Genomic DNA, 22,548 nt, shown 5'->3' with positions numbered 1-22,548 from the left:
CGGCCGCCGTCCGGTCACCCCCGGGACGCGACGAAGCCCCCGCAACGCGTGTTGCGGGGGCTTCGTCGTGGTGGGGCTGTGACTACTTGTCGTCCGACTTCTCGGCGGCGTCGGCCTCGACCTCGGCGGCAGCCTCGGTCTCGGTCTCCTCGGCGACGGGAGCGGACTCCTCGGTGGTCTCGGTCTCCTCGACCGGGGCCTCCGCGGTGGTCTCCTCGGCGGCGGGCTCCTCGACCGGCGCGGCAGCGGCCGGGGCCGCGTTGCGCTTCACCGGGGCCGGCGTGCTCGACACCGGCTCGAGGACGAGCTCGATCGACGCGAGGGGAGCGTTGTCGCCCTTGCGGAAACCGAGCTTCGTGATGCGGGTGTAGCCGCCCTGACGGTCCTCGACCTGCGGGGCGATCTCGGTGAACAGCGTGTGCACGACGGACTTGTCGCGCAGGATGCTGATCACGCGACGACGCGCGTGCAGGTCGCCACGCTTCGCGAACGTGATGAGACGCTCGGCGACGGGACGGAGGCGCTTGGCCTTCGTCTCGGTGGTCGTGATGCGACCGTGCGTGAAGAGGGCGTTGGCGAGGTTGCTCAGGAGCAGGCGCTCGTGGGCGGGGCCGCCACCGAGGCGGGGGCCCTTGGTGGGCTTCGGCATGTCAGTTCTCCAGTGGTGATGGTGGTGCGCGCTGCGTCAGCGGCACGCGTGCGCGTGAGCGCGAGGTCAGTTGTTGGACTCGTCCTCGTCGTACCCGCTGTAGAAGTGGGCGCCGTCGAATCCGGGGACGGTGTCCTTGAGGGACAGGCCGAGCTCGGTGAGCTTGTCCTTGACCTCGTCCACCGACTTCTGACCGAAGTTGCGGATGTTCATGAGCTGCGTCTCCGACAGGGCGACGAGCTCGGACACCGTGTTGATGCCCTCCCGCTTGAGGCAGTTGTAGCTGCGGACCGACAGGTCCAGGTCCTCGATCGGGGTCTGCAGCTCGTTCGAGAGCACGGCGTCGACCGGCGCGGGGCCGATCTCGATGCCCTCGGCCGCGGTGTTGAGCTCGCGGGCGAGCCCGAACAGCTCGACGAGCGTGCGACCGGCCGACGCGATGGCGTCGCGCGGCGTGATCGCGGGCTTCGACTCGACGTCGACGACCAGACGGTCGAAGTCCGTGCGCTCACCGGCACGCGTCGCCTCGACGCGGTAGGTGACCTTGAGGACCGGCGAGTAGATCGAGTCGATCGGGATCTGCCCGGCCTCGCTGAACTCCGAGCGGTTCTGCGTCGCCGAGACGTAGCCGCGGCCACGCTCGATCGTCAGCTCCAGCTCGAAGCGCGCGGTGTCGTTCAGGGTCGCGATGACGAGGTCCGGGTTGTGGATCTCGACGCCGGCCGGAGCGGAGATGTCCGCTGCGGTGACCTGACCGGCACCCTGCTTGCGCAGGTACGCCGTGATCGGCTCGTCGTGCTCGCTGGAGACGACCAGGCTCTTGATGTTGAGGATGATCTCGGTGACGTCTTCCTTGACACCGGGAACGGTGCTGAACTCGTGGAGGACGCCGTCGATGCGGATGCTGGTGACAGCCGCGCCGGGGATCGAGGAGAGGAGCGTGCGGCGCAGCGAGTTGCCGAGGGTGTAACCGAAGCCCGGCTCGAGCGGCTCGATGACGAAGCGCGAGCGGAACTCGGAGATCGTCTCCTCGGTCAGGGTGGGGCGCTGTGCAATGAGCACTGTGGGATTCCTTTCGGCGGAGTGTCCGCTATATGACACTCGGCGGTACGACGGGGCCGACCGGGCCCCGACGGGTCTGTTGAGTTGTGATCACGCGCACCGGAGTGCGCGATCGAACGACCAGGAATGGCCGCGGGCCCTGCCCGCCCCCGTCAGGGGACGAGCAGGGCGCGGCCGGTTGCTCCTCGCGTCAGACGCGACGGCGCTTGGGCGGGCGGCACCCGTTGTGCGCCTGCGGCGTGACGTCGTTGATCGAGCCCACCTCGAGGCCAGCGGCCTGGAGCGAGCGGATCGCGGTCTCGCGGCCCGAACCCGGACCCTTCACGAAGACGTCGACCTTCTTGACGCCGTGCTCCTGCGCCTGACGCGCAGCGGACTCGGCGGCGAGCTGCGCCGCGAACGGCGTCGACTTGCGCGAACCCTTGAAGCCCACGGCACCCGAGGACGCCCAGCTGAGAACGGCACCCGACGGGTCGGTGATGCTGACGATCGTGTTGTTGAACGTGCTCTTGATGTGGGCCTGGCCCACGGCGACGTTCTTCTTCTCCTTGCGGCGCGGCTTGCGCGCGGCAGTCTTGGGGGTAGCCATGATGATCTCCTATCGGGCCTTCTTCTTGCCTGCCACGGTGCGCTTCGGTCCCTTGCGGGTACGCGCGTTGGTCTTGGTGCGCTGACCGCGCACCGGGAGACCACGACGGTGGCGGAGACCCTCGTAGCTACCGATCTCGACCTTGCGGCGGATGTCGGCTGCGACCTCGCGGCGGAGGTCACCCTCCACCTTGAAGTTGCCCTCGATGAAGTCACGGAGGGCGACGAGCTGGTCGTCGGTCAGGTCCTTGACGCGGATGTCACCGGAGATACCGGTCTCGGAGAGTGCCTGGACCGCGCGAGTACGGCCGACGCCGTAGATGTACGTGAGTGCGATCTCCACGCGCTTCTCGCGCGGGATGTCGACGCCTGCTAGACGTGCCATGTGCTGGCTGCTCCTGTTGTCGATGGAGGTGTGGAGCAGTACCGGTGCTCGGGCCTCCGCCCCGAGGTGTCCCCACTCGCGTGGTTCTTGGTACTGCGTTCGATGTTGAGTTGTGGATCCTGCTCACAGCCGCCCGGGGGCGATCCGCGTCAGGCAGCCGGGACTAGCCCTGGCGCTGCTTGTGGCGCGGGTTGCTCTTGCAGATCACCATGACGCGGCCCTTGCGGCGGATCACACGGCAGTGCTCGCAGATGGGCTTGACGCTGGGGTTGACCTTCATTGTTCTTTCCTCGTGCTCGCTGGCTTCGTGCTCGGCAGGGTTGCCGGGCCGTTCCTTTCCAGCTCGCGGATCACTTGTAGCGGTAGACGATCCGGCCGCGGGTCAGGTCGTACGGGCTCAGCTCCACGATCACGCGGTCCTCGGGGAGGATGCGGATGTAGTGCTGGCGCATCTTCCCGGAGATGTGCGCGAGGACCTTGTGTCCGTTGGTCAGCTCAACGCGGAACATCGCGTTGGGCAGAGCTTCGAGCACCGAGCCCTCGATCTCGATGACGCCGTCTTTCTTGGCCATAGCCTCACTGTCGCTTGGTTGGATTACCGGTGTGATCCCCGAGCCGGTCTGCGGGTCGGGCGCCACGCCCAGTAGGCATGGCACACCAAAGATCGATCTTATGTGGTAAACCGAGGATTGCCAAGTGGAGACGTCGAAGTGCCCACGTCTGGGGCTTCTCAGGGCAGTCTGAGCGTTCCACAGTGGTTTGACGGCGCGCTCCGGGTTCCCGCTGGCCGGCGGCACCTAGCGTGGCCGTCGCCCCGCGCCCGTGCAGACCGAGCCGCGCGGACCACCGAACGGAGACCACGTGCCCGACGCCATCCGACGCCCGCTCGCCCGCCACGGCCGGCTCCCCCGTCGCCGCGGCTGGGGCACGCTCGCGTCGATCGTGGCCTCCGCCCTCGCGGTCGTGCTGGTGAGCGGGACGAGCGTCGCCGCCATCGCCGGCGCCCAGCTCGCCACGGCGCCGAGGACGGTCAAGCTCAGCACGGACGACCAGAGCACCGCGCAGACGGCCGACATCACCGCGATCAAGGGCGGCGCGAACATCCTGCTGATCGGCAGCGACACCCGCGTCGGGCAGTTCGACTCGAACGAGGACGTCGAGGGCGCCCGCAACGACGTCACGATGCTCATCCACATCTCGCAGGACCACACCCAGCTGACCGCGGTGAGCTTCCCGCGCGACCTCATGGTGCCGATCCCGGCGTGCACGAACCCCGAGACCGGCAAGGCCTACCCCGCGGCCACGTCCGCGCAGTTCAACACGGCGCTCGGGAACGGCGGCGTCTCGTGCGTCGTCGACACGGTCGAGAACCTCACCGGCCTGAGCATCCCGTACGCGGGCCTCATCACGTTCGACGGCGTCATCGAGATGTCGAACGCGCTCGGCGGCGTGGACGTGTGCGTCGCGGACCCGATCAACGACACCTACACCGGGCTCCACCTGACCGCGGGCTCGCACAACCTCGAGGGCTCGGACGCGCTCGCCTTCCTCCGCACGCGGCACGGCGTCGGCGACGGCAGCGACCTCGCCCGCATCAGCTCGCAGCAGGTGTTCCTGTCGGCGCTGCTGCGCAAGGTCACCTCGGACGGGACCCTCTCGAACCCGATCACGCTCTACAAGCTCGCGGGCGCCGCGCTGTCGAACATGACGCTGTCCGACGGCCTCGCGCAGGCACGGACGCTCGTCGGCCTCGCGGGAGCGCTCCGCGGGATGAGCACCGCCAACATGCTGTTCGTGCAGTACCCGGTCGCGGACGACCCGGCGAACAGCGCCCGGGTGATCGTCGACCAGGAGGCCGCCCACACCCTCAACGTGGCACTGCAGAACGACCAGAAGACCTCGCTGAGCGACTCGAGCACGGGTCGGGCGTCCGAGGAGTCCGCCAACGCGGGCACCGCGACGGCGTCCCCGTCCGCCGGCACGTCGTCCTCGACCGGCACCTCGTCGTCCGCGGGGTCCGCCGCCGGCACCGGGTCGGGCACGGCGTCCGGTGCGGCGACGAGTTCGGCCTCGGCCTCGGCGACGCCGCTGCCGTCCTCGATCACGGGGCAGAGCGCCTCCGAGGAGACCTGCTCCGTCGGCAACGACTGATCAGGGCCGCCCCGGCGGCGACTCGGGCCCGCGGCGCGGGTCGGCGGCGCGGGTCGGCGGCACGGGCGCGGTCCCACGGGCGCGAGCGCGGGCACCTCGGGCGAACTCGGGCACGGCCGGCGACGACCGCGCCGTCCGGCGGCGAGCGTCGCGGGCGTGACATGCCGAGCCGACGGACGCACGCCGTGGACGGACGCGCACGGCGGCCGGGAGGCACGTGACCGGGCCGCCCCGCGCCTCCCGGACCGCGGACGTGCACCGCGCGACGGGCGCGACCTACGGGATCGGGACGGGCGTCACACCCAGCGGGGCCAGGCCCGCCGCGCCGCCGTCCGCGGCGGTCAGCACCCAGATGCCGTCCGCGTGCACCGCGATGCTGTGCTCCCAGTGCGCCGCGTCGGAACCGTCGAGAGTGCGGACCGTCCAGTCGTCGTCGTCCGTCGAGCTGTCGATCGTGCCGGCCGTGACCATCGGTTCGATCGCCACGACGAGCCCGGGCTTGACCACCGGGCCGGCACCGCGCACGCGGTAGTTGAAGACCGGCGGGTCCTCGTGCATCGAGCGTCCGATGCCGTGGCCGGTGTAGTCCTCGACGATGCCCCACGCACCGGTCTCGTCGATGGCGTCCTCGATGACGGCGCCGACCTCGTGCAGGTGCTTCGCGTGCGCGAGCGCGGCGATGCCGTGCCAGAGCGCACGCTCGGTGGTGTCGCAGAGCGTCTGCCGAGCCGCGGTGACCCCGGCGTCACCGCCCGGTACGACGACCGTGAACGCACTGTCACCGTTCCAGCCGTCGACCTCGGCTCCGGCGTCGACCGACACGACGTCGCCCGGCTGGAGCACGCGCTCCCCGGGGATGCCGTGCACGATCTCGTCGTTCACGGACACGCACAGCGTGTGCCGGTAGCCCGGTACCAGCTGGAAGTTCGGGATCCCGCCGCCCTCACGGATGGTCCGCTCGGCGATCGTGTCCAGCTCCAGCGTCGTGACACCGGGACGGATCGCCGCACGGACGGCCGTCAGCGCGTCGTGCGTGAGCAGCCCCGGGCGCACCATCGCGCGGAGCTCGTCCGGCGTCTTGTAGATCGACGGCTTGCGGAAGCGCACCACGCTCGTGTCAGACGCCCGCGGTCAGCCCACGTGCGGACAGCGCGGCCTGGATCCGGTCCCCGACCTCGTCGATGCCGCCGAGGCCGTCCACGTCGAGGACGAGCCCACGCTCGCCGTACGCGCCGACGATCGGTGCGGTCTGCTCCGTGTACACCTGCTGACGACGACGGATGGTCTCCTCGTTGTCGTCGCTCCGGCCCTGCTCCTCGGCACGCTTCAGCAGCCGACCGACGAGCTCGTCCTGGTCGGCGACGAGCTGGATGACCGCGTCGATGCCGGTGCCCTGCTCGGCGAGCAGCGCGTCGAGGTAGTCGACCTGTCCGACCGTGCGGGGGTACCCGTCGAGCAGGAAGCCGTGCTCGGCGTCCGCCTCGTGCAGGCGGGACTTCACGAGTTCGTTCGTGAGCGAGTCGGGGACGTAGTCGCCCGCGTCCATGATCGCCTTCGCCTGGACGCCGAGCGGGGTGCCCTCCGCGACGTTCTTGCGGAAGATGTCACCCGTCGAGACGGCGGGGATCCCGAACGCGTCGGCGATGCGACCGGCCTGGGTGCCTTTCCCGGCTCCGGGAGGTCCGACGATGATGAGACGTGCGCTCAACGGAGAAGCCCTTCGTAGTGACGCTGCTGCAGCTGCGAGTCGATCTGCTTCACGGTCTCGAGGCCGACACCCACGATGATGAGGATGCTCGCGCCACCGAACGGGAAGTTCTGGTTCGCACCGAAGAACGCCAGCGCCGCCAGCGGGATCAGTGCGATGAGACCGAGGTACAGGGAGCCGGGCAACGTCACCCGGGTCAGGACGTAGTCGAGGTACTCAGCCGTCGGACGGCCGGCCCGGATGCCCGGGATGAAGCCGCCGTACTTCTTCATGTTGTCGGCGACCTCTTCGGGGTTGAAGGTGATCGCGACGTAGAAGTACGTGAACCCGACGATGAGCAGGAAGTACAGGACCATGTAGAACCAGTTGTCACCCGAGGTCAGGTTGTTCTGGATCCAGGTCACCCAGGCCGCCGGCTCGCTGCCGTCGGAGGGCTGGTTGAACTGCGCGACCAGGGCCGGCAGGTAGAGCAGCGACGAGGCGAAGATGACGGGCACGACGCCGGCCATGTTCACCTTGATCGGGATGTACGTGTTGTTGCCGCCGTAGGTGCGGCGACCGACCATCCGCTTGGCGTACTGCACCGGGATCCGTCGCTGCGACTGCTCGACGAACACGACGGCCATCATGATGACCAGGCCGACGAGGATGACGAACAGGAAGAGCTCGAAGCCGTTCGACTGCTCGATCGCCCAGAGCGCCGAGGGGAACTGCGCCGCGATGGACGTGAAGATCAGGAGCGACATGCCGTTGCCGATGCCGCGCTCGGTGACGAGCTCGCCCATCCACATGATGAGGCCGGTACCGGCGGTCAGCGTGACGACCATGAGCATGATCGCGTACCAGCTGTCGTTCGAGATGATCGACGAGCAGGAGGCCGAGGCGTTGGTGCCGAACAGGGCGCCGGAACGGGCGACCGTGATCAGGGTGGTGGACTGCAGCACGCCGAGCGCGATGGTGAGGTAGCGCGTGTACTGCGTCAGCTTCGCCTGACCGGACTGCCCCTCCTTGTAGAGGGCGTCGAAGTGCGGGATGACCACGCGGAGCAGCTGCACGATGATCGACGACGTGATGTACGGCATGATGCCGAGCGCGAAGACCGACAGCTTCAGCAGCGCGCCGCCGGAGAAGAGGTTGATCAGGTCGTAGAGACCCTGCTGCGACGATGCGCTGGCGAGACAGGTCTGCACGGATGCGTAGTCGACGAACGGCGCGGGGATGTACGACCCCAGGCGGAACAGCGCGATGATCGCGAGGGTGAAGCCGATCTTCTTGCGAAGATCTGGGGTGCGCATGATGCGCGCGACCGCTCTGAACACGAGGACTCCGAACTTCTGGGACCGGCGGCCCGTCGAGGGGCCGTCACCGGTGCGGTCGGCAGGACCGACCTGGCCGGCGGACGCCGACCACTGTCAAGGAAACCGTAACGGCGGCCCGTGCGCAAACGCACGGGCCGCCGACGGGGGTTACTGGGAGACGGTGCCGCCAGCAGCCGCGATCTTCTCGGCGGCGGACGCCGAGACCTTGTCGACCGAGACCGTCAGCTTCACGCTGATGTCACCCTGACCGAGAACCTTGACCTTCTCGTTCTTGCGGACAGCGCCCTTGGCGACCAGGTCCGCGACGGTGACGTCGCCACCGTTGGGGTAGAGCTCCGCGATCTTGTCCAGATTCACGACCTGGTACTCGACACGGAACGGGTTCTTGAACCCGCGGAGCTTCGGGGTGCGCATGTGCAGCGGCATCTGCCCACCCTCGAAGCCGACCTTGACCTGGTAACGAGCCTTCTGGCCCTTGGTACCACGGCCGGCGGTCTTGCCCTTGGAGCCCTCACCACGACCGACGCGGGTACGCGCCTTCTTGGCGCCCTCTGCCGGACGGAGGTGGTGCAGCTTCAGGACCTGCACGCGCTCGTTCTTCTCGTCGCTCATGCGTCGACCTCCTCGACCTTCACGAGGTGCGCGACCGTTGCGACGTACCCGCGGTTCTGGGCGTTGTCCTCACGCAGGACCGTACGGCCGATGCGCTTGAGACCCAGGCTGCGGAGCGTGTCGCGCTGGTACTGCTTCTCGCTGATAACGGACTTCGTCTGCGTGATCTTCAGCATCGCCATCACGCACCTGCCTTCTCGGACGCGGCACGCAGAGCAGCGGCCTCGGCCTGGAGCAGACGGTCCGGGACGACCCGGTCGACGGGGAGACCGCGACGGCTTGCGACCGCACGGGGCTCCTCGAGCTGCTGCAGCGCCTCGACGGTCGCGTGCACGATGTTGATGGTGTTCGACGAACCGAGCGACTTGCTCAGGACGTCGTGGATGCCAGCGCACTCGAGGACGGCGCGGACCGGACCACCGGCGATGACACCGGTACCGGCAGCGGCCGGACGGAGCAGCACGACGCCGGCAGCGGCCTCGCCCTGCACCGGGTGCGGGATCGTGTTGCCGACGCGCGGGACGCGGAAGAAGTTCTTCTTCGCTTCCTCGACGCCCTTCGAGATGGCGGTCGGGACCTCGCGGGCCTTGCCGTAGCCGACACCCACGAGACCGTTGCCGTCACCGACCACGACGAGCGCGGTGAAGCTGAAGCGACGACCACCCTTGACGACCTTGGAGACGCGGTTGATGGTCACGACGCGCTCGAGGAACTGGCTGTCGCCACCCCGACCGTTGCGGTCGTTGCCACGGCCGCCACCCTGCTGACGGTCACGACCGCCACCACGGCGGCCACGGTTGTCGGCGGAGTCGCGGTTGTTCGATGCCGAACCGGCTGCGGTCTCGACGGGGCGCTCGACGACGGGGACCTCGGGCTCCTTGGCCGCGGGGGCCGTGGTGCTCGTGGCCTCGGCCTCGGTCGCCTCAGCGGCCTCGGTCGTCTCGACGTTGGCGTCTTCGTTCGTGTTCGCGATGTCGCTCACAGGTTCAGCCCTCCTTCACGGGCACCGTCGGCGATCGCGGCGACGCGACCGGCGTACTTGCTACCACCGCGGTCGAAGACCACGGCCTCGACGCCAGCGGCCTTCGCACGCTCGGCGAGGAGTTCGCCGACACGACGGGCCTTGGCGGTCTTGTCGCCGTCGAACGTACGGAGGTCGGCCTCCATCGTCGACGCGCTGGCCAGCGTGTGGCCCTTGGCGTCGTCGATGACCTGGACGAACACGTGACGCGCCGAACGGGTGACAGCGAGACGCGGACGGGCCTCGGTGCCGGTGATCTTCTTGCGGAGGCGGTTGTGACGGCGCGCCTTGGCGGCCGACTTGCTCTTCCCTCGTGTCTTGAGGAGACCCATGATCACTTACCTGACTTTCCGGCCTTGCGGCGCACGATCTCGCCGGCGTAGCGGACACCCTTGCCCTTGTAGGGCTCGGGCTTGCGCAGCTTGCGGATGTTTGCAGCGACCTCGCCGACGGACTGCTTGTCGATGCCGTTGACGGTCAGCTTGTTGTTGCCCTCGACGGCGAAGCTGATGCCCGCGGGCGGCTCGACCGTGATCGGGTGGGAGTAGCCGAGCGCGAACTCGACGTTGTTGCCCTTCGCCTGCACGCGGTAACCGGTGCCGACGACCTCGAGGCCCTTGGAGTAGCCCTGGGTCACGCCGACGATGTTGTTCGCGATGAGGGTGCGGGTCAGGCCGTGGAGCGCACGCGAGCTGCGCTCGTCGTCCGGTCGGGTGACGAGGACCTGGTTCTCCTCGACCTTGGCCTGGATGGGCTCCGCGACGACGAGCGCCAGCTCGCCCTTCGGGCCCTTGACCGCGACGTTCTGACCGTCGATGGAGACGGTCACGCCAGCGGGGATGTCAATGGGAAGACGTCCGATACGAGACATTGTCGGTCACCACACGTAGGCGAGGACTTCCCCACCCACGCCCTTCTGCTCGGCTTCGCGGTCGGTGAGCAGTCCCGACGAGGTCGAGAGGATCGCCACGCCGAGGCCACCGAGGACCTGGGGGATCTCCGTCGACTTCGCGTACACCCGGAGACCGGGCTTCGAGACGCGCTTGATGCCGGCGATCGAACGCTCGCGCTCGGGGCCGTACTTCAGGTCGATCGTGAGGGTCTCGCCCACGCGGGCGTCCTCGATCTTCCACTCGCTGATGTAGCCCTCGCGCTTGAGGATCTCAGCGATGTTCTTCTTCAGCTTGGAGCTGGGAAGCGAGACGGCGTCGTGGTGCGCCGAGTTCGCGTTCCGCAATCTGGTCAGCATGTCTGCGACCGGATCGGTCATCGTCATGATGGTCGTCCATTCTTCGCCTGGTTTCGACACCCGTTCCACGAATGCCGACCTGAGCGATCGGGTGATCCTGGGGCGATTCCCCTGGATCGGTGTGTTCGTGCGTGCGGGCCGGAGGACGTGAATCCTCCGGCCCGCACCGCCCGAAGTATCTTAGACCGTCTGCTCGGCAGAACGGAACGGGAACCCGAGCTGGCGGAGCAGCGCGCGGCCCTCGTCGTCCGACTTCGCGGTGGTCACGACGGTGATGTCGAAGCCACGCACGCGGTCGATGCGGTCCTGGTCGATCTCGTGGAACACGGACTGCTCCGTGAGACCGAACGTGTAGTTGCCGTTGCCGTCGAACTGCTTGTCGCTGAGACCGCGGAAGTCGCGGATGCGGGGCAGTGCGAGGGTCACGAGACGGTCGATGAACTCCCACGCGCGGTCACCACGGAGGGTGACGTGCGCGCCGATGGCCTGGCCCTCACGCAGCTTGAACTGCGCGATGGACTTGCGGGCCTTCGTGACCTGGGGCTTCTGACCCGTGATCGCCGTGAGGTCCTTGATGGCCCCCTCGATGATCTTCGAGTCGCGAGCGGCCTCACCGACACCGGTGTTCACGACGACCTTGACCAGGCCGGGGACCTGGTTGACGTTCGCGTACCCGAACTGCTCGGTGAGGGCAGCCTTGATCTCGTTCTTGTACTTCTGCTTGAGGCGCGGCTCGACCTTGGTCGCCGGCGCGGCAGTCGTGTCGGTCATCAGAGCTTCTCACCCGACTTCTTGGCGTAGCGGACTCGGACGGTCTTCTTGACGCCGTCCTTCTCCACCTCTTCGTTGCGGAAACCGACGCGGGTCGGCTTCTTGGTCTTCGGGTCGACGATGGCGACGTTCGACACGTGGATCGGAGCCTCGTGCTGCTCGATGCCACCGGTCTTCGAGCCGCGCTGCGTCTGGCCGACGCGGACGTGCTTCGTGACGAAGTTCACGCCCTCGACGACGACGCGGTTCTTGTCCTTGAGGACCTCGATGACCTTGCCCTGCTTGCCACGGTCACCGCCGCGCTCCTGCTTGGCACCCGTGATGACCTGGACCAGGTCACCCTTCTTGATGTTCGCCATGGCTTACAGCACCTCCGGCGCGAGCGAGATGATCTTCATGAACTTCTTGTCACGGAGCTCGCGACCGACCGGACCGAAGATGCGCGTACCGCGCGGGTCGCCGTCGGCCTTGAGGATCACTGCCGCGTTCTCGTCGAACTTGATGTAGGAGCCGTCCTGACGACGGGTCTCCTTCTTGGTGCGAACGATGACCGCCTTGACGACGTCACCCTTCTTCACGTTGCCGCCGGGGATGGCGTCCTTCACCGTGGCGACGATGACGTCACCGAGACCGGCGTAGCGACGACCCGAGCCACCGAGCACGCGGATGGTCAAGATCTCCTTGGCACCCGTGTTGTCGGCGACCTTGAGGCGGGATTCCTGCTGAATCACTGCTGTCTCCTATTCCGAAGTAGGCCTGGGCCTACTTGGCCTTCTCGAGGATCTCGACCAGGCGCCAGCGCTTGGAAGCGCTGAGGGGACGGGTCTCGCTGATCACGACGAGGTCGCCGACACCAGCGGTGCCGAGCTCGTCGTGGGCCTTCACCTTGGACGTGCGACGGATGATCTTGCCGTAGAGCGCGTGCTTAACGCGGTCCTCGACCTCGACCACGATGGTCTTGTCCATCTTGTCGCTCGTGACGTAGCCACGACGCGTCTTGCGGTAGCCGCGAGCGGAGGCGGCGGAGGTCTTCTCTTCGTTCGCCATTACTTCTCCTCGGCGGTCTCGGCCTCGGCCGACTCAGCCGGCTTCTCAGCCTTCTTGGTCGTCTTCTTGGCCTTGGGGGCGGTCTCGACGGGCGCGGGGGTGGCACGGATGCCGAGCTCGCGCTCGCGGAGGACGGTGTAGATGCGAGCGATGTCGCGCTTGACGGCACGGAGACGACCGTGGCTCTCCAGCTGGCCGGTGGCCGACTGGAAGCGGAGGTTGAAGAGCTCCTCCTTGGCCTTCTTCAGTTCGTCAGCAAGACGCTCGTTCTCGAACGTGTCGAGCTCCGTCGGACGGAGCTCCTTGGAACCGATCGCCATTATGCGTCGCCCTCCTCGCGCTTGATGATGCGTGCCTTGAGGGGCAGCTTGTGGATTGCACGGGTCAGCGCCTCGCGGGCGATGTCCTCGTTGACGCCGGAGAGCTCGAAGAGCACACGGCCCGGCTTGACGTTGGCGACCCACCACTCGGGGGAACCCTTACCGGAACCCATGCGGGTCTCGGCCGGCTTCTTCGTGAGCGGACGGTCCGGGTAGATGTTGATCCACACCTTGCCGCCACGCTTGATGTGACGCGTCATGGCGATACGAGCGGACTCGATCTGACGGTTGGTCACGTAAGCGGGCGTGAGCGCCTGGATGCCGTAGTCACCGAACGACACCTTGGTGCCACCGGTGGCCTGGCCCGAACGCTTCGGGTGGTGCTGCTTGCGGTGCTTGACTCGACGGGGAATAAGCATGGTTACGCCTCAACTCCTGCGCCGGCCGGCGCGTCCTGCGGAGCCTGCTGCTGGCGTCCACCGCGGTCGCCGCCACGGCGGTCGCCGCGCTCGCCACGGGGGCCGCCACGACGCTCGGGGCGCGACGAACGCTGGTTCGCCTGCTCGCGAGCGAGCTCCTTGTTCGTGATGTCGCCCTTGTAGATCCAGACCTTCACGCCGATGCGGCCGAACGTGGTCCGGGCCTCGTAGAAGCCGTAGTCGATGTTCGCGCGGAGCGTGTGCAGGGGCACGCGGCCCTCGCGGTAGAACTCCGAGCGCGACATCTCGGCGCCGCCGAGACGACCCGACACCTGGATGCGGACACCCTTGGCGCCGGCGCGCTGTGCACCCTGCAGGCCCTTGCGCATGGCGCGACGGAACGCGACACGAGCGGAGAGCTGCTCGGCGATGCCCTGCGCGACGAGCTGGGCCTCGGTCTCGGGGTTCTTGACCTCGAGGATGTTGAGCTGGATCTGCTTCTTGGTGAGCTTCTCGAGCTCCCCACGGACGCGCTCCGCCTCGGCGCCACGGCGACCGATGACGATGCCCGGACGCGCGGTGTGGATGTCCACGCGGACGCGGTCACGGGTGCGCTCGAGCTCGATGCGGGCGACGCCGGCACGGTCGAGGGTCTTCTTCAGGTACTCGCGCACCTTGATGTCCTCGGCCACGTAGTCGGCGTAGCGCTGACCCGGCTTCGTGCTGTCGGTGAACCAGTGCGAGACGTGGTCCGTCGTGATCCCGAGACGGAAGCCGTACGGGTTGACCTTCTGGCCCATTACTTGCTCGCCTTCTTGCTCGTCGCGGCAGCCTCGACCTCATCCGGCGTCGCGAGGACGACCGTGATGTGGCTGGTGCGCTTGTTGATGCGGAAGGCGCGGCCCTGGGCGCGCGGCTGGAACCGCTTCAGGGTCGTGCCTTCGTCGACGAAGACGCGGCTCACGTAGAGGTCGCGCTCGTCGAGGAAGCTGTTCGTCGAGTCCGCCTTCACCCGGGCGTTCGCGATCGCCGAGGCGACCAGCTTGTACACGGGCTCCGAAGCGCCCTGGGGGGCGAACTTCAGGATGGCGAGGGCCTCGTGGGCCTGCTTGCCGCGGATCAGCTCGATGACGCGACGGGCCTTCTGAGGCGTGACGCGGATGTGTCGCACGCGTGCGATCGACTCCACCATTTCGTTCCTCCTCTGCGTCGCCGCCTTAGCGGCGACGGCCCTTCTTGTCGTCCTTCACGTGACCACGGAAGGTGCGGGTCGGCGCGAACTCGCCGAGCTTGTGACCGACCATCGACTCGGTGACGAACACCGGGATGTGCTTGCGGCCGTCGTGCACGGCGATCGTGTGCCCGAGCATGTTCGGGATGATCATCGAGCGACGCGACCAGGTACGGATCACGTTCTTGGTGTTGGCCTCGTTCTGCGTGACGACCTTGCGGAGCAGGTGCTCGTCGACGAAGGGGCCCTTCTTCAGACTGCGTGGCATCTTCTGAACTCCTACTTGCGCTTCTTGCCGGCGTTACGGCGACGGACGATGAGCTTGTCGCTCGGCTTGTTCGGCTTGCGCGTGCGACCCTCGGCCTGACCCCACGGGCTGACCGGGTGACGGCCACCGGAGGTCTTGCCCTCGCCACCACCGTGCGGGTGGTCGACCGGGTTCATCGCGACACCACGGACGGTCGGGCGGACGCCCTTCCAGCGCATGCGGCCGGCCTTGCCCCAGTTGATGTTCGACTGCTCGGCGTTGCCGACCTCGCCGATCGTGGCGCGGCAGCGGGCGTCGACGTTGCGGACCTCGCCCGACGGCAGACGGAGCTGCGCGTAGGGGCCGTCCTTGGCGACGAGACGCACCGAGGCGCCGGCCGAGCGGGCCATCTTCGCGCCGCCACCGGGGCGGAGCTCGATCGCGTGCACGACCGTACCCACCGGGATGTTGCGGAGCGGCAGGTTGTTGCCGGGCTTGATGTCGGCGCCGGGGCCCTGCTCGATGACGTCGCCCTGCTTGAGCTTGTTCGGCGCGATGATGTAGCGCTTCGTGCCGTCCACGTAGTGCAGGAGCGCGATGCGCGCGGTGCGGTTCGGGTCGTACTCGATGTGTGCGACCTTGGCGTCGACGCCGTCCTTGTCGTGACGACGGAAGTCGATCACGCGGTACTGGCGCTTGTGGCCACCACCGATGTGACGGGTCGTGATGCGACCGGAGCTGTTGCGGCCACCGGTCTTCGGCAGCGGGCGGAGCAGCGACTTCTCCGGCGTCGACCGGGTGATCTCAGCGAAGTCGGCGACCGACGAGCCGCGACGACCGGGGGTCGTCGGCTTGTAGTTACGAATAGCCATGATTAATCCCTTAAGGTCCTCAGCCGACAGCCGTGAAGATGTCGATCGAACCGGACTTGAGCGTCACGATGGCACGCTTGGTGTCCTTGCGCTTGCCCATGCCGAAGCGCGTGCGACGGGTCTTGCCCGGACGGTTCAGCGTGTTGATGCTCGCGACCTTGACGTCGAAGATCTTCTCGATGGCGAGCTTGATCTCGGTCTTGTTCGAGCGGGGGTCCACGATGAACGTGTACTTGCCCTGGTCGATCAGGCCGTAGCTCTTCTCCGAGACGACCGGCGAGATGATGATGTCGCGCGGGTCCTTGTTGAAGCCGCTCATGCGGAGATCTCCTTCGCGGTCTTCGACGCGATGAAGGCGTCGAGTGCGCTCTTGCTGAAGACGAGCGCGTCGGCCTTGAGCACGTCGTAGGCGTTGAGCTGGCCGTACGAGAGCGCGTGGACGTTCGGCAGGTTGCGGATCGACTTGAGCGTGAGCTCGTCGTCCTGCTCGAGCACGATCAGCACGTGCTTGACGGGCGCGACCTTCTCGAGGAGCGTGCGGGCGGTCTTGGTCGACGGCACATCGGCCGCGACGAAGCCCTCCACAGCGGAGATGCGGCCACCGCGGGCGCGGTCCGAGAGCGAGCCGAGCAGAGCAGCGGCGATCATCTTCTTCGGGGTGCGCTGCGAGTAGTCGCGCGGGGTCGGTCCGTGGACGACGCCACCGCCGGTGTGCTCCGGTGCGCGGACCGAACCCTGACGGGAGCGGCCGGTGCCCTTCTGCTTGAACGGCTTGCGACCAGCACCGCGGACCTCGCCGCGGTTCTTGGTCTTGTGGGTGCCCTGACGCGCGGCTGCGAGCTGCGCGGTGACGACCTGGTGGATCAGCGGGACGTTGGTCTCGACGTCGAAGAGCTCGGCGGGGAGCTCGACGGAGCCGGACTTGACGCCCGATGCGTCGAGGACGTCGATCGTGGTTGCGGTCGTGGTGGCCATGATCACTTACCCTTCACGGCGGTGCGGACGAAGACGGAGCGACCGCGAGCACCGGGGACGGCGCCCTTGACGAGCAGCAGACCCTTCTCGGCGTCGACGGCGTGCACCGTGAGGTTGAGGACGGTCACACGCTCGCCACCCATGCGACCGGCCATGCGCATGCCCTTGAAGACACGCGACGGGGTCGACGAAGCACCGATGGAACCGGGCTTGCGGTGGTTGCGGTGGGCACCGTGCGAAGCGGACACACCGGCGAAGCCGTGGCGCTTCATGACACCGGCGAAGCCCTTGCCCTTGGAGGTGCCGACGACGTCGACCTTCTGGCCCGCCTCGAACGTGTCGACGGTGAGCTCCTGGCCGAGCGAGTACTCAGCGGAGTCGTTGGTGCGGATCTCCGTGAGGGTGCGGCGCGGGGTGACCCCGGCGGCCTCGAAGTGGCCGGCGGCCGGCTTGTTGACCTTGCGCGGGTCGATGGCGCCGGCGGCGATCTGGATCGCCTCGTAGCCGTCGCGCTCGACGTTGCGGATCTGGGTGACCACGTTCGGGCCGACCTCGATCACGGTGACGGGGATGAACTTGTTGTTCTCGTCCCACACCTGGGTCATCCCGAGCTTCTTGCCGAGGAGGCCCTTGACGGTCTTGGTTGAGTTCGCCATCAGTCCAGCCCCCTTACAGCTTGATCTCGATATTGACGTCGGCCGGGAGGTCGAGTCGCATGAGCGAGTCGACGGCCTTCGGCGTCGGGTCGACGATGTCGATGACCCGCTTGTGCGTGCGCTTCTCGAAGTGCTCGCGCGAGTCCTTGTACTTGTGGGGAGAACGGATCACGGTGACCACGTTCTTCTCGGTGGGGAGCGGCACCGGGCCGACCACGGTCGCACCGGCACGGGTCACCGTGTCGACGATCTTCCGGGCCGACGTGTCGATGACCTCGTGGTCGTACGACTTGAGCCGGATGCGGATCTTCTGTCCCGCCATGTGTCTCTTTGTCCTCTCTGCGCCGCGCACCCTCGGGCCGCCTGACGCCGCCGTCACCGTGCATTCCTGCAGGGCTTGGCTGTTTTCTGTGAACCAACCGGCCGCATCCGCTGGGGATGACCGCTGTTCTCGTGTCAACCGCGCGGAGCGACCTGGGCCGTTCAGCGTGGGCATGTCGTCTCCCGCACGGTCCGGGCACAGCAGTGCCCGTCACGCTTGGTGGGGAGTCGATCGTGTTCTGCTGCCTGCGGCCCAACCCAGCCCTGCTGGACAGGGGGGTTGTGCACTGCCAGAGCAGTGATCCTGCGCACGCGAACGCGCGCGGAATTCGGAACCGGACAAGTCTCGCATAGGCACGGCATCCGTGCAACCCGGGCGTGTCGCGATTCACGGGCGTGTCGGAACGGGCCGGTTCCCGCGGATCCATGCGGATCGACGGCCAGGAGGCGCGGCTCGCCTCCGTCACGCAGCATGCCCTCCGGAGCGGGTCCGGAGGGCATGTGGCGAACGGTCGTTCCGGACTACTCGGTGACGACCGGGGGGACGAACCACGGCGGGAAGACCGCGACGCGCGGCGCGTGTCCGCCGTGGTCCTTGAGGACCGCCTTGACGCTCTGGCGGACGCGGTCGTTCGGGACGCCGATCACCGCGACGGCGGAGAACGGCACGCTCGGGCCGGCGAGCAGCTCGAGGCCGTGCATCTCCGGGTCGGTGAAGTCCGTGCGACGGATGAGGTTGGTCGCGGCCTCCGGTCCGACGGCGAACCGGACGTCGTCGGCGTCGGCGTCCTGGTCGGCGACGATGACCGACGCACCGAAGGCCGACACCGGCACGACGAGCATGATGTACTCCGTCGCGCGGGTCCGGCGGGCGGCGTCGGACCACCGCTCCCCCTCGGCGCCGGTGCGGAGCTCGTCCCAGCGCGTCGCGTCGGGCGACAGCGTGAAGGGCACGTGCGCGGCGACCGGCGAGCCGTCGGGGGCCGTCGCGGCGGCGCGGGCGGCCCGGGCCTCGGCGGAGGCGACGTCGACGACGGGCGTCACGGCGTCCGACGCGAGGATCGCACCGGACCCCACGATGTCGTCGAGGTTGTCCACGTGGGTCACGTGGTGCGCGCGGAGCGAGGCGAAGTCACGCGCCTCCGGCAGGTCGGGCACCGGGGACCGCAGCGAGGACGCCGGGGCCGCCGCCTGACCGGGGACGGTCCGGAGCGAGGTGGTGATCCGGGTGCGGCGCGGGGTCGGGGTGGTGGGGGTCTCTGCCGCCTCGCGCTGGCGTGGCGCGCAGATGTCGCAGAGTTCGGTGGGGAATCCGTGGATGCACTCGTCAGTCACGACTGGTGGGGTCCTTCCGTGCCCGGGTGGGGGTGTTCGGGCACGAGGTCCAACGGTACGTCATCGCAGCCCCTTCCCGGTCACTGTCGGTAGAGCAGTGCGCGGACCTCGGACTCGGCGGCGTGGGTCCGTGCCGGGTCGATGGTCTCGCCGTGGTGGTAGGCGTCGATGAGGCGAGGGTCGATGTAGCTCTGTCGACACACCGTCGGGGTGTTGCCGAGTTCCTCGCTCGCGACCTTGACCGCGTGCGACACGGCCTTCTTCCGCTTCGCGTCGGACGGCTGCGGGCCGGTGACCGCCAGGTCGACCGCCGCGGCGACGGTGCCGTGCAGCGTGCGGAAGTCCTTCGCGGTGAACTCCTCGCCCGCCCGGTCCTTGACGTACTCGTTGATGTCCTCGGCGGAGAGGGGCTCCCACTCGGCGCCGCGCCGCTCGCGGAACGACAGGAGCCGGGCGTTCGGGCCCCGTCGCTTCATGCCGGCGATCACCGTCGCGAGGTCCGGGTCGTGGATCGACGAGGACCACTCCTGGCCGCTCTTGCCCGGGAAGTCCAGCTCGATGTCGTTGCCGGAGACGTGCGCGTGGGCGCAGAGCAGCGTCGACAGGCCCCGGCTGCCGTGCTCGGTGGCGTAGCGCTCCGAACCGACCCGGAGCGAGCCCTGGTCGAGCATCCGGAAGGCCGCGGCCAGCGCACGCTGCTTGTCCGGCTCCGGACGCCGCAGGTCGATGGTGACACCGCGGCGGGCCACCGGCAGGGACTCGGCGAGCGCGAGGGCACGGTCGTACTTGATCCGGTCCATCCGCTCCCGCCAGGAGGGGTGGTACATGTACTGGCGCCGCCCGGCCCCGTCGATGCCGGTCGCGAGGATGTGGCCGTTCTCGTACGGCGAGATCCAGACGTCGTCCCACGCCGGCGGGATGACGAGGTCCTCGAGGCGCTGTCGGACCGCGGGGTCGGTCACGGTGGTGCCGTCCGGGGCACGGTACGAGAACCCACGCCCGCTGCGGACGCGGTGGTAGCCGCGACCGTTGGTCGCGGAGCGGCGGAGACGTGTCACGTCCCCGATGCAACTCGCCACCGCCTGTGACCGGACCCGGTGACGGACGGGAGGCGCGGTGCCGGCTGGCACCGCGCCTCCCGCCCGCCGTCCGGTCGGCTACCGCCCCGTCTGCCGACGACGACGGAGCACGAGGACCGCGCCACCGGCCACCAGGAGCAGGAGCGCCGCGACGGAGCCGTGCCAGACGACGTCGGTGCCCGTGAAGGCGAGCCGCCCGCCGTCCGGGCCGGTCACGACCGGCGCCGCCCGGGAAGGTGATGTCAGGGTCGCGGTGGTGCGGCTCCCGTCCTCACCCGCGACGGAGTACGGGACCGCCACGGCGCCGCTGGAGCCGGGGACCGGGGTGAACGTGACCGTGCCGTCCTCGCCCACCGTGAAGGTCCCGTGGTCCGGGATCGTCACCGTGGTGACGAGCTCGCCCGTCTCCGGGTCGACCAGGCGCACGGACGCGGGGTCGATCGGGGTCGAGCCGGCCGCATCGTTGCCGAGGACGTCCACCGTCACCGGCTCGCCGGGCGTCCCGGTCCGGGTGTCGTTCGTCGCCACCGGGGCCGTGCCCACCGTCACGGTGATCGTCGACGAGGCCGTGCCGCCGTCGCGGTCGGTGATCGCGTACGGGACCTCGAGCGTGCCGGTGAAGCCCGCCACCGGTGCGAAGGTGACCGCACCGGTGGTGGTGTCCACCGTGAAGGTCCCCTTCCCGGGCACCGCGAGCGAGGTGATCGGTGCGCCGTCGGCGTCCACCAGACGGACCGACCCGGGCACGATCGGCGTGCGGGCGTTGCCGGCGCCGTCGTTGCCGAGCACCGCGACGGTCACCGGGGTGTCCGCGGCCGTCCGGGCGGTGTCGGGACGGGCCGTGGGCGCCACGGGGGTGACGGTGACGCTGATGGTGGCGGTGGTCGTCTGCCCACCGGTGTCACCGATCTGGTAGGTCACGGTCGACGCCGTGCCGGCCCAGCCCCGCACCGGGGTGAACAGCACCGAACCCGTGGTCGGGTCCGCCGTGTACACGCCCTCGCCGGCGGCGGTCAGGGTGCGCCCGTCGGCGGAGACGACCGCGCCCGCGGGCTGCCCGGCGGTGGGGAACACGACCGAGGTCGGGTCGATCGGGGTGCCGCCGCGGACGCCTGGCCGGTCGTTCCCCGGGGCGACGACCGTCATGGGGGTGTTCTGCGCGGTGGCGGCGGTGTCGTCCTCGGCGACCGGGCCGACCGGCGTGACGGTGACCGCGACGGTCGAGGAGGTGGTGGTCCCGTCCACGTCGGCGACCTGGTACGTGACGGCCGAACCGGGTCCGCGGAAGGTCGGCTCCGGCGTGAACGTCACCGTGCCGTCGGGGTGCACCGTGTACACGCCCTGACCGGGGACGGTGAGCGCCTTGCCGCTGTCCGAGACGGTCGCACCGGCGGGCTGCCCCGTCGCGGGGAACACCACGGTGGCGGGGTCGAGCGGCGTGCCGGCGTTCCCGGCGGTGTCGTCGCGGAGGACGTCGATCGTGGTCGCCTCGCCCTGCGAGGTCGTCGCGCTGTCCGGTGCCGCCGTCGGTGCGACCGCGGTGACGCGCACCACGATGGTGCCGGTCGCCGACTGACCGCCGGTGTCACTGACCTGGTACGTCACCGGGGCGGTGGTGCCCGTGGAGCCCTGCGCCGGGGTGAACGTCACCTTCCCGCTGTCCGGGTCGACCGTGTACACACCCTCGCCGGGGACCGTGAGCGCTTTCCCACCGTCCGACACCGTCGCGCCGTCCGGTTGCCCGGAGGTGGGGAACACGACGGACGTCGGGTCGATCGGTGTGCCGCGCTCGACGCCGGGAGCGGCGTCCCCGGCGACGTCGACCGTGACCGGGGTGTTCTGCTGCGTGGTCGTGGTGTCGTCGGCTGCGCGGGGACGGACTGGCGCGACGGAGACCGCGATCTGCGCCGTCGACGTGCCGCCGTCGGCGTCCGCCACGCGGTACGTCACGGGCGAGGCGTCCCCGCGGAACGTCGGTTCCGGGGTGAAGGTCACCGCGCCGGTCGTCGGGTCGGCCGTCCAGGTGCCCACTCCGGGGACGCTCAGCGTGCGAGCGTCGTCGGAGACCGTGGCACCGTCGGGCTGACCGGCGGTGGGGAACACGACCGACGTGGCGACGGTGCCGCCCTGGTCGTTGTCGAGGACGTCGATGGTGACGGCCTCGCCCTGGTCGGTGGTCGCCACGTCGTCCTGCGCCGCACCGCGGTAGGTGACCGACACCTGCCCCTGGGTCTGGTTCCCGCGGGTGTCCGCGACGGTGTAGATGACCGGGGTCGGGTTCTTCGTGAAGCCGTCCTCCGGGGTGAAGGTCACGGCACCGCTCGTCGGGTCGACGGTCCAGACGCCCTGGCCGGGGACCGTGAGGGTCTTGCCGCCGTCGCGCACGGTCGAGCCGGCGACGTCCGGTGCGGTCAGCTGCACGGTGGTCGGGTCGATGTCGCCCGTCGCGCCCTGCAGCACGTCGACGGTCGCGGGCTGGCCCGGGGTGTTGGCGGTGGACGAGCTGTTCTCGACCTTCGGCTTCAGCGGGT

At 68.9% G+C, this 22,548-nt stretch carries 33 protein-coding genes; 1 reads left to right on the top strand and 32 read right to left on the bottom strand.

Going from position 1 to position 22,548, the window contains the following annotated elements:
- Window positions 1-82: 82 nt before the first annotated feature.
- The 6 genes from rplQ to infA all read right to left on the bottom strand — a co-directional run bounded on the left by rplQ (window position 83) and on the right by infA (window position 3,256).
- Window positions 83-649, bottom strand: coding sequence for a 50S ribosomal protein L17 (gene rplQ, locus I5E_RS07055; RefSeq protein ID WP_031261774.1), 567 nt, complete (start codon window positions 647-649; stop codon window positions 83-85).
- 66 nt (window positions 650-715) lie between these two features.
- Window positions 716-1,711: a DNA-directed RNA polymerase subunit alpha gene (locus I5E_RS07050; RefSeq protein ID WP_022906362.1), complete on the bottom strand. Its 996-nt coding sequence runs from the start codon at window positions 1,709-1,711 to the stop codon at window positions 716-718.
- A 190-nt stretch (window positions 1,712-1,901) separates the two neighbouring features.
- Window positions 1,902-2,300 (bottom strand): 30S ribosomal protein S11, encoded by a 399-nt coding sequence (gene rpsK, locus I5E_RS07045; protein WP_017885507.1) that lies wholly within the window; start codon window positions 2,298-2,300, stop codon window positions 1,902-1,904.
- 9 nt (window positions 2,301-2,309) lie between these two features.
- A complete protein-coding gene (gene rpsM / locus I5E_RS07040; RefSeq protein ID WP_022906361.1) occupies window positions 2,310-2,684 on the bottom strand; it encodes a 30S ribosomal protein S13 in 375 nt (124 codons plus the stop codon).
- Window positions 2,685-2,847: 163 nt separating this feature from the next.
- Entirely contained in the window at window positions 2,848-2,964 is a 117-nt protein-coding gene (rpmJ, locus tag I5E_RS07035; protein ID WP_022903266.1) for a 50S ribosomal protein L36, read from the bottom strand.
- A gap of 70 nt (window positions 2,965-3,034) precedes the next feature.
- Window positions 3,035-3,256, bottom strand: coding sequence for a translation initiation factor IF-1 (infA, locus tag I5E_RS07030; protein WP_017885509.1), 222 nt, complete (start codon window positions 3,254-3,256; stop codon window positions 3,035-3,037).
- Window positions 3,257-3,545: 289 nt separating this feature from the next.
- Here infA and I5E_RS07025 point away from each other — a divergent pair, with 289 nt between their 5' ends.
- Entirely contained in the window at window positions 3,546-4,835 is a 1,290-nt protein-coding gene (locus I5E_RS07025) for an LCP family protein (RefSeq protein ID WP_022906360.1), read from the top strand.
- Between the two features lie 276 nt (window positions 4,836-5,111).
- Here I5E_RS07025 and map read toward each other — a convergent pair whose 3' ends face one another.
- The 26 genes from map to I5E_RS06895 form a co-directional block, all read right to left on the bottom strand.
- Window positions 5,112-5,891 carry a type I methionyl aminopeptidase gene (gene map / locus I5E_RS07020; protein WP_042723668.1) on the bottom strand — a complete coding sequence of 260 codons (780 nt, stop codon included), beginning with the start codon at window positions 5,889-5,891 and terminating at the stop codon, window positions 5,112-5,114.
- A gap of 61 nt (window positions 5,892-5,952) precedes the next feature.
- The gene (locus tag I5E_RS07015) at window positions 5,953-6,543 is read right to left on the bottom strand and encodes an adenylate kinase (RefSeq protein ID WP_022906358.1); all 591 of its coding nucleotides are present in this window, start codon (window positions 6,541-6,543) and stop codon (window positions 5,953-5,955) included.
- Window positions 6,540-7,862, bottom strand: coding sequence for a preprotein translocase subunit SecY (gene secY / locus I5E_RS07010; protein WP_022906357.1), 1,323 nt, complete (start codon window positions 7,860-7,862; stop codon window positions 6,540-6,542). Before secY ends, I5E_RS07015 begins: the two co-directional genes overlap by 4 nt.
- 147 nt (window positions 7,863-8,009) lie before the next feature.
- Window positions 8,010-8,474, bottom strand: a complete 465-nt coding sequence (gene rplO / locus I5E_RS07005) for a 50S ribosomal protein L15 (RefSeq protein ID WP_022906356.1) — start codon at window positions 8,472-8,474, stop codon at window positions 8,010-8,012.
- Window positions 8,471-8,656 (bottom strand): 50S ribosomal protein L30, encoded by a 186-nt coding sequence (rpmD, locus tag I5E_RS07000; RefSeq protein WP_022906355.1) that lies wholly within the window; start codon window positions 8,654-8,656, stop codon window positions 8,471-8,473. The genes rplO and rpmD overlap by 4 nt, the downstream gene beginning before the upstream one ends.
- The gene (gene rpsE / locus I5E_RS06995) at window positions 8,656-9,456 is read right to left on the bottom strand and encodes a 30S ribosomal protein S5 (protein WP_022906354.1); all 801 of its coding nucleotides are present in this window, start codon (window positions 9,454-9,456) and stop codon (window positions 8,656-8,658) included. The genes rpmD and rpsE overlap by 1 nt, the downstream gene beginning before the upstream one ends.
- Window positions 9,453-9,827 carry a 50S ribosomal protein L18 gene (gene rplR / locus I5E_RS06990; RefSeq protein WP_031261773.1) on the bottom strand — a complete coding sequence of 125 codons (375 nt, stop codon included), beginning with the start codon at window positions 9,825-9,827 and terminating at the stop codon, window positions 9,453-9,455. Before rplR ends, rpsE begins: the two co-directional genes overlap by 4 nt.
- Window positions 9,828-9,829: 2 nt before the next feature.
- Window positions 9,830-10,366, bottom strand: coding sequence for a 50S ribosomal protein L6 (rplF, locus tag I5E_RS06985; RefSeq protein WP_031261772.1), 537 nt, complete (start codon window positions 10,364-10,366; stop codon window positions 9,830-9,832).
- Window positions 10,367-10,372: 6 nt separating this feature from the next.
- A complete protein-coding gene (gene rpsH / locus I5E_RS06980) occupies window positions 10,373-10,771 on the bottom strand; it encodes a 30S ribosomal protein S8 (protein WP_022906351.1) in 399 nt (132 codons plus the stop codon).
- 153 nt (window positions 10,772-10,924) lie between these two features.
- Window positions 10,925-11,515 (bottom strand): 50S ribosomal protein L5, encoded by a 591-nt coding sequence (gene rplE, locus I5E_RS06975; protein WP_022906350.1) that lies wholly within the window; start codon window positions 11,513-11,515, stop codon window positions 10,925-10,927.
- Window positions 11,515-11,874: a 50S ribosomal protein L24 gene (gene rplX, locus I5E_RS06970; RefSeq protein ID WP_022906349.1), complete on the bottom strand. Its 360-nt coding sequence runs from the start codon at window positions 11,872-11,874 to the stop codon at window positions 11,515-11,517. The genes rplE and rplX overlap by 1 nt, the downstream gene beginning before the upstream one ends.
- Window positions 11,875-11,877: 3 nt before the next feature.
- Entirely contained in the window at window positions 11,878-12,246 is a 369-nt protein-coding gene (gene rplN, locus I5E_RS06965) for a 50S ribosomal protein L14 (protein ID WP_017885523.1), read from the bottom strand.
- A 31-nt stretch (window positions 12,247-12,277) separates the two neighbouring features.
- On the bottom strand, window positions 12,278-12,562 hold the full coding sequence (rpsQ, locus tag I5E_RS06960) for a 30S ribosomal protein S17 (protein ID WP_022906348.1): 285 nt from the start codon (window positions 12,560-12,562) through the stop codon (window positions 12,278-12,280).
- Window positions 12,562-12,882, bottom strand: coding sequence for a 50S ribosomal protein L29 (gene rpmC, locus I5E_RS06955; RefSeq protein WP_022906347.1), 321 nt, complete (start codon window positions 12,880-12,882; stop codon window positions 12,562-12,564). The genes rpsQ and rpmC overlap by 1 nt, the downstream gene beginning before the upstream one ends.
- On the bottom strand, window positions 12,882-13,301 hold the full coding sequence (rplP, locus tag I5E_RS06950; protein ID WP_022906346.1) for a 50S ribosomal protein L16: 420 nt from the start codon (window positions 13,299-13,301) through the stop codon (window positions 12,882-12,884). Before rplP ends, rpmC begins: the two co-directional genes overlap by 1 nt.
- A gap of 2 nt (window positions 13,302-13,303) precedes the next feature.
- The gene (gene rpsC, locus I5E_RS06945; protein ID WP_022906345.1) at window positions 13,304-14,101 is read right to left on the bottom strand and encodes a 30S ribosomal protein S3; all 798 of its coding nucleotides are present in this window, start codon (window positions 14,099-14,101) and stop codon (window positions 13,304-13,306) included.
- The gene (rplV, locus tag I5E_RS06940) at window positions 14,101-14,493 is read right to left on the bottom strand and encodes a 50S ribosomal protein L22 (protein WP_022906344.1); all 393 of its coding nucleotides are present in this window, start codon (window positions 14,491-14,493) and stop codon (window positions 14,101-14,103) included. Before rplV ends, rpsC begins: the two co-directional genes overlap by 1 nt.
- Window positions 14,494-14,518: 25 nt before the next feature.
- On the bottom strand, window positions 14,519-14,800 hold the full coding sequence (gene rpsS, locus I5E_RS06935) for a 30S ribosomal protein S19 (RefSeq protein WP_022906343.1): 282 nt from the start codon (window positions 14,798-14,800) through the stop codon (window positions 14,519-14,521).
- An 11-nt stretch (window positions 14,801-14,811) separates the two neighbouring features.
- Complete coding sequence (rplB, locus tag I5E_RS06930; protein WP_022906342.1) at window positions 14,812-15,651, bottom strand: 50S ribosomal protein L2; 840 nt, start codon at window positions 15,649-15,651, stop codon at window positions 14,812-14,814.
- Window positions 15,652-15,670: 19 nt separating this feature from the next.
- On the bottom strand, window positions 15,671-15,970 hold the full coding sequence (gene rplW, locus I5E_RS06925) for a 50S ribosomal protein L23 (RefSeq protein ID WP_022903283.1): 300 nt from the start codon (window positions 15,968-15,970) through the stop codon (window positions 15,671-15,673).
- Window positions 15,967-16,626, bottom strand: a complete 660-nt coding sequence (gene rplD, locus I5E_RS06920; protein WP_031261771.1) for a 50S ribosomal protein L4 — start codon at window positions 16,624-16,626, stop codon at window positions 15,967-15,969. Before rplD ends, rplW begins: the two co-directional genes overlap by 4 nt.
- 2 nt (window positions 16,627-16,628) lie before the next feature.
- The gene (rplC, locus tag I5E_RS06915) at window positions 16,629-17,282 is read right to left on the bottom strand and encodes a 50S ribosomal protein L3 (protein WP_022906340.1); all 654 of its coding nucleotides are present in this window, start codon (window positions 17,280-17,282) and stop codon (window positions 16,629-16,631) included.
- A 13-nt stretch (window positions 17,283-17,295) separates the two neighbouring features.
- Window positions 17,296-17,604: a 30S ribosomal protein S10 gene (gene rpsJ / locus I5E_RS06910; RefSeq protein WP_022903286.1), complete on the bottom strand. Its 309-nt coding sequence runs from the start codon at window positions 17,602-17,604 to the stop codon at window positions 17,296-17,298.
- A gap of 521 nt (window positions 17,605-18,125) precedes the next feature.
- On the bottom strand, window positions 18,126-18,938 hold the full coding sequence (locus I5E_RS06905; RefSeq protein WP_022906339.1) for a DarT ssDNA thymidine ADP-ribosyltransferase family protein: 813 nt from the start codon (window positions 18,936-18,938) through the stop codon (window positions 18,126-18,128).
- 80 nt (window positions 18,939-19,018) lie between these two features.
- Entirely contained in the window at window positions 19,019-19,996 is a 978-nt protein-coding gene (locus tag I5E_RS06900; RefSeq protein WP_022906338.1) for a DNA topoisomerase IB, read from the bottom strand.
- 99 nt (window positions 19,997-20,095) lie between these two features.
- A partial coding sequence (locus I5E_RS06895) for an Ig-like domain-containing protein (protein WP_022906337.1) occupies window positions 20,096-22,548 on the bottom strand: 2,453 nt, incomplete at its 5' end.

It is taken from the genome of Curtobacterium sp. B18 (assembly GCF_000333375.1).
Classification (GTDB): Bacteria; Actinomycetota; Actinomycetes; order Actinomycetales; family Microbacteriaceae; genus Curtobacterium.
This window is presented reverse-complemented; position numbering and strand designations above follow the sequence as displayed.

Excerpts from the sequence above, each read along its gene's own strand:
- rplQ (WP_031261774.1), bottom strand. The coding sequence starts at position 649 with ATGCCGAAGCCCACCAAGGGCCCCCGCCTCGGTGGCGGCCCCGCCCAC.
- rpsK (WP_017885507.1), bottom strand. The coding sequence starts at position 2,300 with ATGGCTACCCCCAAGACTGCCGCGCGCAAGCCGCGCCGCAAGGAGAAG.
- rpsM (WP_022906361.1), bottom strand. The coding sequence starts at position 2,684 with ATGGCACGTCTAGCAGGCGTCGACATCCCGCGCGAGAAGCGCGTGGAG.
- rpmJ (WP_022903266.1), bottom strand. The coding sequence starts at position 2,964 with ATGAAGGTCAACCCCAGCGTCAAGCCCATCTGCGAGCACTGCCGTGTG.
- infA (WP_017885509.1), bottom strand. The coding sequence starts at position 3,256 with ATGGCCAAGAAAGACGGCGTCATCGAGATCGAGGGCTCGGTGCTCGAA.
- map (WP_042723668.1), bottom strand. The coding sequence starts at position 5,891 with ATGGTGCGCCCGGGGCTGCTCACGCACGACGCGCTGACGGCCGTCCGT.
- rplO (WP_022906356.1), bottom strand. The coding sequence starts at position 8,474 with ATGAGCGACGAGAAGAACGAGCGCGTGCAGGTCCTGAAGCTGCACCAC.
- rpmD (WP_022906355.1), bottom strand. The coding sequence starts at position 8,656 with ATGGCGATGCTGAAGATCACGCAGACGAAGTCCGTTATCAGCGAGAAG.
- rplR (WP_031261773.1), bottom strand. The coding sequence starts at position 9,827 with ATGGGTCTCCTCAAGACACGAGGGAAGAGCAAGTCGGCCGCCAAGGCG.
- rplF (WP_031261772.1), bottom strand. The coding sequence starts at position 10,366 with ATGTCTCGTATCGGACGTCTTCCCATTGACATCCCCGCTGGCGTGACC.
- rpsH (WP_022906351.1), bottom strand. The coding sequence starts at position 10,771 with ATGACGATGACCGATCCGGTCGCAGACATGCTGACCAGATTGCGGAAC.
- rplE (WP_022906350.1), bottom strand. The coding sequence starts at position 11,515 with ATGACCGACACGACTGCCGCGCCGGCGACCAAGGTCGAGCCGCGCCTC.
- rplX (WP_022906349.1), bottom strand. The coding sequence starts at position 11,874 with ATGGCGAACATCAAGAAGGGTGACCTGGTCCAGGTCATCACGGGTGCC.
- rpsQ (WP_022906348.1), bottom strand. The coding sequence starts at position 12,562 with ATGGCGAACGAAGAGAAGACCTCCGCCGCCTCCGCTCGCGGCTACCGC.
- rpmC (WP_022906347.1), bottom strand. The coding sequence starts at position 12,882 with ATGGCGATCGGTTCCAAGGAGCTCCGTCCGACGGAGCTCGACACGTTC.
- rplP (WP_022906346.1), bottom strand. The coding sequence starts at position 13,301 with ATGCTTATTCCCCGTCGAGTCAAGCACCGCAAGCAGCACCACCCGAAG.
- rpsC (WP_022906345.1), bottom strand. The coding sequence starts at position 14,101 with ATGGGCCAGAAGGTCAACCCGTACGGCTTCCGTCTCGGGATCACGACG.
- rplV (WP_022906344.1), bottom strand. The coding sequence starts at position 14,493 with ATGGTGGAGTCGATCGCACGCGTGCGACACATCCGCGTCACGCCTCAG.
- rpsS (WP_022906343.1), bottom strand. The coding sequence starts at position 14,800 with ATGCCACGCAGTCTGAAGAAGGGCCCCTTCGTCGACGAGCACCTGCTC.
- rplB (WP_022906342.1), bottom strand. The coding sequence starts at position 15,651 with ATGGCTATTCGTAACTACAAGCCGACGACCCCCGGTCGTCGCGGCTCG.
- rplW (WP_022903283.1), bottom strand. The coding sequence starts at position 15,970 with ATGAGCGGCTTCAACAAGGACCCGCGCGACATCATCATCTCGCCGGTC.
- rplD (WP_031261771.1), bottom strand. The coding sequence starts at position 16,626 with ATGGCCACCACGACCGCAACCACGATCGACGTCCTCGACGCATCGGGC.
- rplC (WP_022906340.1), bottom strand. The coding sequence starts at position 17,282 with ATGGCGAACTCAACCAAGACCGTCAAGGGCCTCCTCGGCAAGAAGCTC.
- rpsJ (WP_022903286.1), bottom strand. The coding sequence starts at position 17,604 with ATGGCGGGACAGAAGATCCGCATCCGGCTCAAGTCGTACGACCACGAG.